Source organism: Halodesulfurarchaeum formicicum (assembly GCF_001886955.1).
Classification (GTDB): Archaea; Halobacteriota; Halobacteria; order Halobacteriales; family Halobacteriaceae; genus Halodesulfurarchaeum; species Halodesulfurarchaeum formicicum.
Genome location: NZ_CP016804.1, coordinates 1,128,043 through 1,139,290, shown reverse-complemented (window position 1 = coordinate 1,139,290; position 11,248 = coordinate 1,128,043). Strand labels below are relative to the sequence as shown.

13 protein-coding genes are annotated in these 11,248 nt (G+C 64.3%); 8 read left to right on the top strand and 5 right to left on the bottom strand.

Features of this window, described 5'->3' with window-relative positions; all coding sequences use genetic code 11:
- Positions 1-35: 35 nt before the first annotated feature.
- The 4 genes from HSR6_RS05995 to HSR6_RS05980 all read left to right on the top strand — a co-directional run bounded on the left by HSR6_RS05995 (position 36) and on the right by HSR6_RS05980 (position 4,728).
- Positions 36-1,454: a DHH family phosphoesterase gene (locus HSR6_RS05995; protein ID WP_070365045.1), complete on the top strand. Its 1,419-nt coding sequence runs from the start codon at positions 36-38 to the stop codon at positions 1,452-1,454.
- 162 nt (positions 1,455-1,616) lie between these two features.
- Complete coding sequence (locus HSR6_RS05990) at positions 1,617-2,777, top strand: pyridoxal phosphate-dependent aminotransferase (RefSeq protein ID WP_070365044.1); 1,161 nt, start codon at positions 1,617-1,619, stop codon at positions 2,775-2,777.
- Positions 2,778-2,833: 56 nt separating this feature from the next.
- Positions 2,834-3,832, top strand: a complete 999-nt coding sequence (locus tag HSR6_RS05985) for a 2-hydroxyacid dehydrogenase (RefSeq protein ID WP_070365043.1) — start codon at positions 2,834-2,836, stop codon at positions 3,830-3,832.
- A 74-nt stretch (positions 3,833-3,906) separates the two neighbouring features.
- Positions 3,907-4,728 (top strand): CBS domain-containing protein, encoded by an 822-nt coding sequence (locus HSR6_RS05980; protein WP_071933099.1) that lies wholly within the window; start codon positions 3,907-3,909, stop codon positions 4,726-4,728.
- A gap of 4 nt (positions 4,729-4,732) precedes the next feature.
- On the opposite strand, the gene HSR6_RS05975 is transcribed toward HSR6_RS05980, so the two are convergent.
- On the bottom strand, positions 4,733-5,122 hold the full coding sequence (locus HSR6_RS05975; RefSeq protein WP_070365041.1) for a Zn-ribbon domain-containing OB-fold protein: 390 nt from the start codon (positions 5,120-5,122) through the stop codon (positions 4,733-4,735).
- On the bottom strand, positions 5,119-6,285 hold the full coding sequence (locus HSR6_RS05970) for a thiolase domain-containing protein (protein ID WP_070365040.1): 1,167 nt from the start codon (positions 6,283-6,285) through the stop codon (positions 5,119-5,121). Before HSR6_RS05970 ends, HSR6_RS05975 begins: the two co-directional genes overlap by 4 nt.
- Before the next feature lie 121 nt (positions 6,286-6,406).
- Here HSR6_RS05970 and HSR6_RS05965 point away from each other — a divergent pair, with 121 nt between their 5' ends.
- From HSR6_RS05965 to rbcL, 4 genes are read left to right on the top strand one after another with little or no spacing between them, the layout of a single operon-like run.
- On the top strand, positions 6,407-7,018 hold the full coding sequence (locus tag HSR6_RS05965) for a DUF7409 domain-containing protein (protein ID WP_233488529.1): 612 nt from the start codon (positions 6,407-6,409) through the stop codon (positions 7,016-7,018).
- Positions 7,019-7,050: 32 nt separating this feature from the next.
- Positions 7,051-7,842, top strand: coding sequence for a class I fructose-bisphosphate aldolase (locus tag HSR6_RS05960; protein ID WP_070365038.1), 792 nt, complete (start codon positions 7,051-7,053; stop codon positions 7,840-7,842).
- Positions 7,843-8,688, top strand: coding sequence for a class 1 fructose-bisphosphatase (locus tag HSR6_RS05955; RefSeq protein WP_070365037.1), 846 nt, complete (start codon positions 7,843-7,845; stop codon positions 8,686-8,688).
- Between the two features lie 50 nt (positions 8,689-8,738).
- Entirely contained in the window at positions 8,739-9,986 is a 1,248-nt protein-coding gene (gene rbcL, locus HSR6_RS05950; protein ID WP_070365036.1) for a type III ribulose-bisphosphate carboxylase, read from the top strand.
- Here the strand turns inward: rbcL and HSR6_RS05945 are convergent.
- The 3 genes from HSR6_RS05945 to HSR6_RS05935 all read right to left on the bottom strand — a co-directional run bounded on the left by HSR6_RS05945 (position 9,979) and on the right by HSR6_RS05935 (position 11,225).
- Positions 9,979-10,578, bottom strand: a complete 600-nt coding sequence (locus HSR6_RS05945; RefSeq protein WP_070365035.1) for a hypothetical protein — start codon at positions 10,576-10,578, stop codon at positions 9,979-9,981. The genes rbcL and HSR6_RS05945 overlap by 8 nt on opposite strands.
- A gap of 43 nt (positions 10,579-10,621) precedes the next feature.
- A complete protein-coding gene (locus HSR6_RS05940) occupies positions 10,622-10,882 on the bottom strand; it encodes a helix-turn-helix transcriptional regulator (protein WP_070365034.1) in 261 nt (86 codons plus the stop codon).
- Between the two features lie 100 nt (positions 10,883-10,982).
- Complete coding sequence (locus HSR6_RS05935) at positions 10,983-11,225, bottom strand: heavy-metal-associated domain-containing protein (RefSeq protein WP_070365033.1); 243 nt, start codon at positions 11,223-11,225, stop codon at positions 10,983-10,985.
- Between the last annotated feature and the right edge of the window lie 23 nt (positions 11,226-11,248).

The window sequence follows — 11,248 nt, the reverse complement described above, 5'->3', positions numbered from 1 at the left end:
ACTGTTTTCACTCCGGACGACACACGTTTGGTCGCATGGTCGACCGGCTCGTGCTGGGTTGTGGGGAACTCTGCCGCGGTATCATTACCGACATCCGCGATTGGCAGGGCGACCTGATGGTGATCGACCCGGACGAGCGGGCAGTCGATCACCTCCGGGACGTGTCGGTCAACGCGGAGGTTGGTGACATCACCGATCCGGACGCGATCGGTGATCGAGGGGTCGATCCGGACGTGATCGTCGTGCTGACGGAGTATCGACCCCGTGCGACCGCGGCTGCACACGCGGCCCGTGAGGCCTATCCCGGGGCCCACCTGCTCTCCTTGCCGGGGGAAACGGGCGACTATACACAGATTCCGGCGGTGGTCGACGGCGTGATCTCACCGGGTGGCCTTCTGCTCGACGAACTCGACGAACGGTACTTTGCGGCCGAACCCGATCGATTGGCAAAGCTCCGAGACACGTTGCGGGTGATGGACGGCACACTCACCATCTGCACGCACGACAATCCGGACCCGGATGCGTTGGGTGCTGCGCTGGCGCTTCGGGCGATCGCAAAACGATTTTCGGTGCCAGCCAAGATTTGCTATTTCGGGGATATCACTCATCAGGAGAACCGAGCCTTCGTCAATCTGCTCGACGTGGATCTGGAGGCGTTGGCGGACCCAGCGGAGTTCGAGGCGGATCACCTCGCGCTGGTCGATCACAGCCGCCCGGGAGTCAACGATCAGCTCGCCTCCGAAACACCGGTCGATATCGTGATCGATCATCACCCGCCGTCGGAACTCCCCGAGGCGTCCTTCGTCGACGTTCGATCGGACGTCGGAGCCACCAGTACGCTGCTCGTCGATTACCTCCGGGGATATAGCATCGATGTCGCGACCGAGGTGGCCACCGGACTCCTCTACGGGATCCGTGTCGACACGCGGGACTTCGGCCGTGAGACCACCGAACGAGATTTCGAGGCGGCTGCCTGGCTGCTTCCCCGGGCCGATCTGGATGCGCTGGTTCGGATCGAGAGTCCCTCCCTGAGTCCGACCACCCTCGAAACGATCGGCGAGGCGGTTCGGAAACGGCACGTCGCAGACGGGGTCCTCACGACCTGTGTTGGGATGATCCAGTCGCGTGACTCACTCGCCCAGGCGGCGGATCGACTCCTGGGATTAGAGGATGTCACAGTGACGGTCGTCTACGGCTACACTGACGATACAGTACACCTTTCCGGGCGAGCGCGAGGTGGGACGGCCGATCTCGGACAGGTGTTCCGGCAGGCGTTCGGTGACCTCGGGAGCGCTGGGGGCCACGAGTCGATGGCGGGCGCACAGCTCTCACTCGGGATTTTCCAGGCCCTCGGGGACGAACGCGTGCAAACCCAGCTCACCGAGATCGTCGAAGAGCAGATCGAGGGCCGTCTTCGGGCCGCCCTGAAGGATCTGGACGCAAACGTTGCCTGAAACGGGGGTCACAGGCCCGAGAGTCGAACGAAACCTATTTTTGACGCTATCGAGTTTCCCCAATCACACCATGGCAATCCGTACCGGAGCCACGCCGGAGCCACGATTTGTACCCGTCCCCACGGAAGGGAGCCGGAACCACTCGATTCGAGGTGACCGCTAATGGAGTTCGCCGAGCGCGTCCACGCCGTCGAACCCGCCGCCCCGTTTGTCATCTCGAATCTGGTTTCCGAACTCGAGGAACAGGAAGACGCCGACATCGTCGACTTGAGCGTCGGTCAACCCGACGTCGAGACGCCCCAGCACGTCATCGACGCGACCAAGGATGCCCTCGACGCCGGGCACACGACCTACACACCCTCCAACGGCCTGCTTTCCCTGCGCGAGTCGATCGCGGGCTACCTCCAGGACCGGTTCGATCTGGATTACGGGCCCGAGAACATCATCGCGACCCCCGGTGGCAAGCACGCCCTCTACGAGACCCTGCAGGCCATCGTCGATCCAGGTGACGAGGTCATCGTCATCGACCCGGTCTGGTCCTCCTACGAGCCGATGGTCAAGCTGGCCGGTGGCGAGGCCGTCCACGTCGGGACCGCGCCGTATGACTTCCAGCTCGAACCGGCCCTCGATGACCTGGAAGCCGCGGTGAGCGACGACACGGCCCTGATCATGCTCAACTCGCCGAACAACCCCAGCGGGATGGTGTTCTCCGAGGCCGCCTTCGAGGGCGTCCGTGACATCGCGGTGGAGTACGATCTCCCGGTGCTCTCCGATGAGATCTACGCCGAGTTGCTCTACGGCGACAAGGAGCAGCGCAGTCTCGCGACCTATGACGGCATGATGGAGCGGACGATCACCATCAACGGCTTCTCCAAGACCTTCTCGATGACCGGCTACCGGCTGGGCTTCATGGCCGCGCCGACTGATCACACCACCCAGGCCGGGAAGGTCCACAGTCACTCGGTCTCCTGTGCCTCGAACTTCGTCCAGCGCGCGGGCATCGAGGCCCTGGAGAACACCGACATCGACGCCTTCACGGGCGACATGATGGAGACCTTCGAAGCCCGTCGGGATCTCCTGGTCGACCTGTTGGAGGAGCGGGACATCAACGTCATGGTCCCCGAGGGGGCCTTCTACGTGATGTTCGAGATCGACTCCGATGACGACATGGAGTATTGCAAGGACGCCGTCCGCGAGGCGGGTGTCGGCCTCGTGCCCGGTCAGGCCTTCAACACGCCGGGCTATGTCCGTGCGTCACTCGTCGAGACCGAGTCCCGCATCCAGGAAGGGATCGACCGGCTTGAGGACGCCGGCTTCCTGTAGTCGCAAAATTTCACCCGACCCCGACCTTCAAACCCACCCCACAAGGAGACATATCCATGGCAGACAAACCGACTGTATACGTCACGCGTCGCATTCCCGACGCCGGTATCGAACGCCTCGAAGAAGATTACGACGTCCACGTCTGGGAGGAGAAGACACCGCCCTCCAAAGAACATATCATCGAGACCCTGGCAGACCTCGAAGCGGAGGGACTGCTCTGTCTGCTCTCCGATGACATCGACGGTGAGGTGATGGACGCCTCGCCGAACCTCGAGGTTATTTCCACCTTCTCGGTCGGCTACGATCACATCGACATGGACGCGGCCGCCGAACGGGACATCCCCGTCGGACACACGCCGGGTGTCCTCTCGGAGACCACCGCCGACTTCGCCTGGTCACTTCTGATGACCACCGCCCGCCGAACCGTCGAGGGCCAGGACTACGTCCTCGATGGCGAGTGGGAGACCTGGGGGCCGACTCTGCTGACCGGCCCGGACGTCCACCACGCGACCCTGGGCGTGATCGGCATGGGCAACATCGGAACGGAGGTCGCCCGCCGGGCGGCCGGTTTCGACATGGACGTACTCTACTCCGACGTCGAGCCCAACGAGGACGCCGAGGCCGAACTCGCCGAGGCCGGCGTCGACGCCCAGTTCGTCGACCAGGACGAACTGCTGGCGGAGAGTGACTTCGTCTCGCTGCATGTCCCCCTGATGGACGCGACCCACCACCTCATCAGCGAGTCGGAGTTCAAGCAGATGAAAGAGGAAGCCATCCTGATCAACACCAGCCGCGGCCCGGTCGTGGACCCGGACGCGCTGTACACGGCCCTGGAAAAGGACTGGATTACCCGTGCCGGGCTGGACGTAACCGAGCCCGAGCCGCTGCCGGCGGATCACGAACTGACCGATCACGTCCCCGAAAAGCTGGTCGTGACCCCGCACATTGCGAGTGCGAGCATCCAGACCCGAAACAAGATGGCCCGAATGGCCGCGGACAACTTGGCCGCCGGTCTTGCGGGCAACTCACTGCCGAACTCCGCGCACCAGGACTGAAAAGAGGGAAGAACGGCGGGCCCCAACCCCGCGTATGAACCACGAGACGAGACCACGATCGAAGGGAGGGGACGATGGATTCGCCGCTTGAAACCGACCTCGAGAGTAGCTCCGATCGCCCCCGGGTCGAGGAGTACATGACCCAGGACGTGGCCACTGTTTCGGCCGACGAGACCGTCGGGGCCGTCGCCAGGCGGATAATCGAGAGCGAGGATCATAACGGCTTCCCGGTGACCGACGGTCGGCGGGTCGAGGGATTTGTTTCGGCCCGCGATCTCCTGCTGAAGGATCCGGACACGCCACTCTTCCGAGTGATGAGCGAGGAGCTCATCGTCGCCCATCCGGAGATGAAGGTGACCGACGCCGCCAGAGTTATCCTCCGGTCGGGCATCCAGAAACTCCCCGTAGTCGACGACGCCGGGAACCTGGTCGGCATTATCTCGAACGCCGACGTGATCCGCAGCCAGATCGAGCGGGCGACTCCGGAGAAGGTCGGCAAACTCAAGCGGACCCTGGAGACTATCCACGACATCGAGGCCGCCGAAGAGCGCCGCACCGTCTCACTTGCGGATCTCACGCCGACACAGAGCACGGTGTACGCCGACGAACTCGAAGGCCGCGAGTACGAACTCGAACGTGGCCTCGCCGAGCCTCTGGTCGTCATCGACAACGGCGGTGACCTGCTCCTGGCGGATGGTCACCACCGGGTCATGGCGGCTCGCCGGGCTGGAATCGAGGAGATGGACGCCTACGTCATCGTGCTCCCGGGACGGATCGATCTGGGGATGGCCCGGACCGCCCGCAAAGAGGGATTGGAAACGCTGGCTGACGTGGATATCGTCGATTACGCCAGACACCCGCTGGTCGAAGCGACCGAACGGCTGACAGACGAGTGAAAGCTCAGACCGGTTCGAAGACGACGAGCCGATCGCCGTCGGTCTCGGTTTCGCCGATCGTGATCGTCACGTCCTGCCCGTTTTCGACGTCCTGTGGATCGAGTCCGCGAACCTGGCCGGTCACGTTGACGGGCCCGAAGTCCACGATGGCGGTCGCGTAGGGCGTATCATCGAGGAATCGTGGCGTCGGGACGTGAACGACGTTGTGAGCCACGATCGTCCCGACCTCGGGTAGTTCCGACTCTGAGAGTTCAGATGCGCCACAGTCGGGACAGACCTGCCGTGGTGGGAGCGAGCCGTGTCCCTCGGGACATTCCAGGTAGTAGGGCTCGCCCTCCGCAATGGCATCGAGGAAGTCGTCGTAGCCGGCGTCCCGGGCGGGTTCGTCGCTCATTCGACCACCTCCAGAACGTGAACGGCAGTGCTGGCGACGGTGCCGCCGGCGTTGTGTGTCACCCCGACCGTGGCGTCGGCCACGGCGTCGGAATTGTGATGGGTGCCCGCCAGGAGCTTCGCCATCTCGACGACCTGGCTCGCGCCGGTCGCCCCAACTGGATGGCCCTTCGCCTTCAGACCGCCCGAGAGGTTGACCGGGAGGTCACCCGTGGCCGTCGTCTCGCCGCGACGCGCGGCGGCGATTCCCTCACCGGGTTCGAAAAAGCCCAGCGCCTCGATGGCCAGGGCCTCGGCGATGGTGAAACAGTCATGGACTTCCGCGAGGTCCACGTCGTCGGGATCGATGCCTGCGTCCTCGAAGGCCTCCGCACCCGCATCCTCGGCGGCGGGCGTGCGTGTCAGTTCGTCCCGGTCCTGTAACGCGAGTCGGTCGCTGCCCTGTCCGGTTCCCGTGATCGCGATCGGGGCGTCGAGGTCGTGCTCCTCCGCGTAGGAGTCACTGACCAGAACCATCGCGGCGGCGCCGTCGGTGATCGGACAGGCGTCGTAGAGGTGGATCGGCTCCGCGACCGGCGGGGCTTCCATCGCCGTCTCGACGTCGATCTCTTTCTGGAACTGGGCGTACTCGTTCCCGAGTGCGTTCTGGTGGTTCTTCACGGCGATGTGAGCCAGATCCTCCCGTGTGCCGCCGTGTTCCTCGAAGTAGGCGTCCTCCATGAGTGCGTACGCGCCCGGGAAGGTCATGCCGGCCCGCACCTCGTAGAGATCGTCGGCGGCGATCGCCAGCGCGTCGGTCGTCTCCGCCGTGGGCAGGTTGTTCATCCGCTCGGCCCCGCCGACGAGCACGACATCGGCCTCGCCGTTGCGGACGTTTTGCACGGCCTGTCTGACCGCCACGCCACTGGAGGCACACGCACTCTCGTATCGGGTCGAGGGGGCGTCGATGCCCAGGGCTTCGGCGGCGAGCGGGCCCATATGGCCCTGGTGCTCGGCGAGTTCGCCCATGAAGTTCCCGAAGAACACCGATTCCACGTCTTCGCGGTCGACTCCGGCGTCCTCCAGGGCCGCCTCGCCTGCTTCCCCGAAGAGCGCTCGACTCGTTCGCTCCGGATGGACGCCGAAGTGGGTCAATCCACCCCCAGCGACTCGTACCCGCGTCATGAGTACCCGATACTTGTCGACGGGCGATAAAAGTCATCGGGTATTGGGGCGAATCGGACAGTCGACTGTATACCATTGGTTGTGATAACACTCAAGCCACTTGCCGGTCACCCCTTGGAGTGTGCCCGAGGAACTGACCGCGCTGACCCACGTCGGGCCAGCGACAGCGGGCGTCCTCGAAGCCGCCGACATCGAGCCTGAAGACATCAGCAACCGACGGGTCTCTCACGCGCAGCTAATCGAGGTTGGTGTCAATCCGGGTGTCGCCGCCCGAATCCGTCGGGAACACTCCTTGCCGTGGTCCTTCGACGGTGGCGGGGACGACCTGGACCGTCGCGCCGAGCAGGTTCGTGGGCTTCAGGACGGCGAGCGCGAGTGGGTCGCCGCGAGCGCGAACGGCTGGGACACTCCCGTGGCCGGTGAGGATGTCAATACGACGACGGAAGACGATTCGGGCTGGGAGCGCCGCCCCTGGCCCACCGAACCGGACTCGGAAACCGAATTCGAGGCCGAAGCCGAGTGGCGCGAGCGAAGCCGGCCGACACCACTCTCTGAACTGCCCGAACTCGACGAGTCGGCGCTTGGGGCGCTGGCGGAGGCTGGGATCACGTCTGTTTCCCGTCTGGCGACCTGTGACTTGGAACGGGTTGCAGACTCACTGGGGCTCGAAACCGAGGACATCCGGTCGTGGCAGCGCGCGGCCCGGGCCCACGATGGAGATGGGTTCAGTTAGACTATTATACGTGTCTCCCCCAGTTTTCCCTGATGCGATCACTCGAAGGTTCCCCGATCGCGAGGGACGGCAAACTGCTGGTCCTCGCCTACGATCACGGACTGGAGCACGGCCCGACTGACTTCGATCCGGTGCCGGAGACGATGGACCCGGAGACGGTCTTCGATCTCGCGACTCACGACGCGGTCACCGGCTTCGCCGTCCAGAAGGGCGTCGCCGAGGCCTACTATCCCTCTTATGAGGACAGCGTGAACCTCGTCGCGAAGCTCAACGGCACGTCGAACCTCTGGATGGGCGAGTACGACAGCGCGGTCAACTGGTCGGTCGAGTACGCAAACGAGCTGGGGGCCGACGCGATCGGCTTCACGCTCTATGGCGGCTCGAATCACGAGGTCGAGATGGCCGAGGAGTTCGCGCAGGCCCAGGAGGCTGCCCGGGAGCACGATCTGCCCGCAATCATGTGGTCCTACCCGCGTGGCCAGGGTGTGAAAAACGACACCAAAGACGAGGTCATCGCCTACGCCGCCCGCCAGGCCCTCGAACTCGGTGCCGACGTGGCCAAGGTCAAATACCCCGGAAGCCCTGAGGCCATGGAGTGGGTCACTGAGTCGGCCGGCCCGGTCAAGGTGATCATGAGCGGCGGGTCGAAAACCTCCGACCGCGAGTTCCTCGAATCCGTCCAGAACGTACTCGACGCTGGTGGCGACGGGCTGGCTGTGGGCCGGAACGTCTGGCAGCGCGAGAACGCCGAGGCGATGCTCGACGCCCTGGAAGCCCTCATCTTCGAGGAGACCGGGGTTGACGCCGCACTCGATCGGATGTAGATGGCGACGGACACAGATCCAATCGAGGCCGTCTTCGAGGTCGTGGCGAGTGTCGCCCCCGAGATCCGAGCTGGCCTGCCAGGTCGTCGAACCACCCTCGACTCCGAGAACGTCACCGGCGATACCCAGCTGGCCGCCGACGTCTGGGCCGACGAACTGCTCTCCGACCGGCTGAGCGAGATCGAGGGGATCGGCGAGTACGCCAGTGAGGAACGGGAAACCGTTGCAGACGTTGGTGACGGTTACGCCGTCGCCCTGGATCCCCTCGATGGCTCCTCGAACCTCCGGTCGAACAATCCGATGGGCACGGTCGTCGGGATCTACGACGGTTCGCTTCCCACCTCGGGCCAGGACCTGGTCGCGGCCGGGTTCGTCCTGTACGGGCCGATCACCACCATGGTTATCGCCCGGGAGGGACAGCCAGAGGGATACGTTATCGAGGACGGCACTCGGCAGTCGACGGGGCCGGTAACACTGCCCACTGATCCGACCGTCTACGGGTTTGGCGGCCGGGTCCCGGAGTGGTCCGACGCCTTTGGGGCGTACGTGAGCGAGGTACAGGACGAGCTGAAGCTTCGGTACGGTGGGGCGATGATCGCGGACGTAAGTCAGGTGCTCACCTACGGTGGCATCTTCGGCTATCCGGCACTTGCTTCCCGCCCGAACGGAAAGCTCCGACTACTCTTCGAATCCGCGCCGATCGCTTACGTGGTCGAACAGGCAGGCGGAGCCTCTACTGACGGCGAGCAGTCGCTGCTGGACATCGAGGCGACGGCGCTCCACCAGCGGACGCCCACCTTCGTGGGCAACGAATCGTACATCGCCCGGCTGGAAGAAGCGTTGTAGGCGTTTTCGGCCTGAACTTTGATGCCCCCGGAGCCCCACGTTTCTGGGGTATGACCGGGATTGCCTACGCGGACTTCGTGGATACGGACTACCAGCCAGCGCCCGAGGAACTCGTCTGTGATTTTGCCATCGAACCCGCGTCGGGGTTGTCGATGGAAGACGCAGCCGGGCGTGTCGCCTCGGAAAGTTCCAATGGAACCTGGGCCGCACTGGCGGTCGGCGACGACTTCACCGACGTGGGCGCGACAGCCTTCGAGATCGGTGACGGAACGATTCGTGTCGCCTACCCCGAGACGCTGTTCGAGTTCGGAAACATGCCCCAGGCCCTCTCCTGTGTCGCGGGCAACATTATGGGGATGAAGGCCGTGGACTCGATTCGCCTCCAGGACTGTTCGTGGCCGGCCGACTTGGCCAGGTCCTTCAGGGGCCCCCAGTTCGGTTCGGCCGTCAAAGAAGCGTTCCTCGACGCCGAGGACCGGCCCGCACTGGCGACGGTCCCCAAGCCGAAAGTTGGGCTCTCGACGAAGCGCCACGCCGAGATCGGCTACGAGGCCTGGACCGGCGGCATCGACCTGCTGAAAGACGACGAGAACCTGACCGACCAGTCCTTCAACAGCTTTGCCGACCGGGTCACCGAGAGCTTCGAGATGCGGGATCGGGCAGAGGAGGAGACCGGAGACCGCAAGGATTACCTGGTAAACATCACCGCCGACGTCGAGACGATGAAAGAGCGGGCCGACTTCGTGGCCGACCAGGGCGGGAACTTCGTCATGGTTGATGTCATCACCACCGGCTGGGGCGCGGTCCAGTCGGTCCGGGAGCACACCGAAAAGCGCGGGCTCGCGATCCACGCTCACCGGGCGATGCACGCGGCCTTCGATCGGCTCTCCCACCACGGCGTCTCGATGCGCGTGCTCGCCCAGATCGCTCGCCTCACGGGTGTCGATCACATTCACACCGGGACGGCGAACCTGGGAAAACTCGAAAACGAGGACACGGCGGGCATCAACGAGTGGCTACAATCCGACCTGCACGGGATGAACGACGTCCTCCCGGTCGCGTCCGGCGGCCTCCACCCTGGCACGGTCGAACCACTCCTGGACGCGTTGGGCACGGACCTCATCGTCCAGGCTGGCGGTGGCATCCACGGTCATCCCGACGGGACTCACGCCGGCGCGAAAGCGCTCCGCCAGGCGGTCGACGCCTACATGGCCGGCAAGTCAGTCACGGAGGCGGGCGAGAGCCACGACGAACTCGGCCGCGCACTCGAGGAGTGGGGCGCAGAGACGCCTATCTGACCCGATAGCTTCCCGGCCCGGTCACGTGACGGCCGAGGTCACTCTCGCGACGGTAGTCGAAGGAGCGAAGCGATCGCAGGGTCGATTCGAGCGTCTCGGCGTCGCCGGCTTCCCACGCCGCCGGATCGCGGATGGGCACGATGATCCAGGAGCCGTTCGTGATTTCGGTCCCGTGGAGCGCCGTCGATCGCTCCCCTGGGGCCATCGAACTGTAGTTCCGAAGCACGAACTCGATAGCCTGCTCACCCACGGGGAGCAATACGTGGGCCGTGATCGCCCTGAGTTCGGCGTCGAAGAGGGCTTCGGCGGCCTCGCGGGCCGCGGGCGTCGGTTCGCCGTTCTGGTAACACGGGTACAGATAGGACGTATAGATGCTACCCGCCGCTCCCGCATCGAGCAAGCCGACCGTTTCGAGGACGACTCGAAGCGGTTCGAAGCGGCCGTCCTCGAGTAGGTCGGCTGCAGTCGGTTCGGACGGCCGATCTCCGATCAAGTGAAAATCGGCGTTGGGATCCCCGCTTCCCGGGATGAACTCCTCACAGGGTGGAGCGAATCCGAAGGGATTTCGCGTGCGATCCGTGATGACCTTCACACGCTTTGAGACGGCGCGAGGTAAAAAGAGCCCGTCGGTTGGGTCAGACCTCGGCCTCGGCCGGCGCGTCTGCACCGGGGGTCGAGAGCGTGTAGAGGTTCTGCCGAGCGTCCGGGATGTAGATGTTCTTCTCGACGATGGTTCGATCCTGTAGCCGCTCGAGGGCGTCTCGGACCGTCCGCTGAGAAAGCCGGGATTTGTCCACGATCTGTTTCTGGGTCAGACCGCCGTTGTATTCGAGGACCTTCAGGACGAGCTTGGCACTCGGGGGCAGGTCTTCCACCTGGGTTTCAGCTACCACCATGGTATTTACCCCAAAGTACGGAGGGGCTTTATACCTAATGGGTTCGATCGGTAACCTGGTTACCTGACGGTAACTTCGTTCGACGATGCGAAAAAGTGCGTTACTCCTCGGACTCGTCCCCTTCGTCGTCGGTCTCGTCTTCCGGCTGGAACTCGGCGGAATAGCCGGCGTAATCGACGGCGTCGAGTAGGTCCTCGACGTCCGCGTCGCCCTCGACGACGGCGGTATTCGCCTCGTGGTCGGCACTTGCTTCCTCGACCCCGGAGACCTCTTCGAGTGCGGTCTCCACGATGTCTTCACAGCCGTCACAGCTCATATCCTCGACGCGAAGCGTGATGGACATGGAAGCGGGTTGGGGATGGGGGG

Coding starts and splice junctions, on each gene's coding strand:
- HSR6_RS05990 (WP_070365044.1), top strand. CDS start 1,617: ATGGAGTTCGCCGAGCGCGTCCACGCCGTCGAACCCGCCGCCCCGTTT.
- HSR6_RS05955 (WP_070365037.1), top strand. CDS start 7,843: ATGGCGACGGACACAGATCCAATCGAGGCCGTCTTCGAGGTCGTGGCG.
- HSR6_RS05975 (WP_070365041.1), bottom strand. CDS start 5,122: ATGAGCGACGAACCCGCCCGGGACGCCGGCTACGACGACTTCCTCGAT.
- HSR6_RS05960 (WP_070365038.1), top strand. CDS start 7,051: ATGCGATCACTCGAAGGTTCCCCGATCGCGAGGGACGGCAAACTGCTG.
- HSR6_RS05970 (WP_070365040.1), bottom strand. CDS start 6,285: ATGACGCGGGTACGAGTCGCTGGGGGTGGATTGACCCACTTCGGCGTC.
- HSR6_RS05940 (WP_070365034.1), bottom strand. CDS start 10,882: ATGGTGGTAGCTGAAACCCAGGTGGAAGACCTGCCCCCGAGTGCCAAG.
- HSR6_RS05985 (WP_070365043.1), top strand. CDS start 2,834: ATGGCAGACAAACCGACTGTATACGTCACGCGTCGCATTCCCGACGCC.
- HSR6_RS05995 (WP_070365045.1), top strand. CDS start 36: ATGGTCGACCGGCTCGTGCTGGGTTGTGGGGAACTCTGCCGCGGTATC.
- HSR6_RS05980 (WP_071933099.1), top strand. CDS start 3,907: ATGGATTCGCCGCTTGAAACCGACCTCGAGAGTAGCTCCGATCGCCCC.
- rbcL (WP_070365036.1), top strand. CDS start 8,739: ATGACCGGGATTGCCTACGCGGACTTCGTGGATACGGACTACCAGCCA.
- HSR6_RS05935 (WP_070365033.1), bottom strand. CDS start 11,225: ATGTCCATCACGCTTCGCGTCGAGGATATGAGCTGTGACGGCTGTGAA.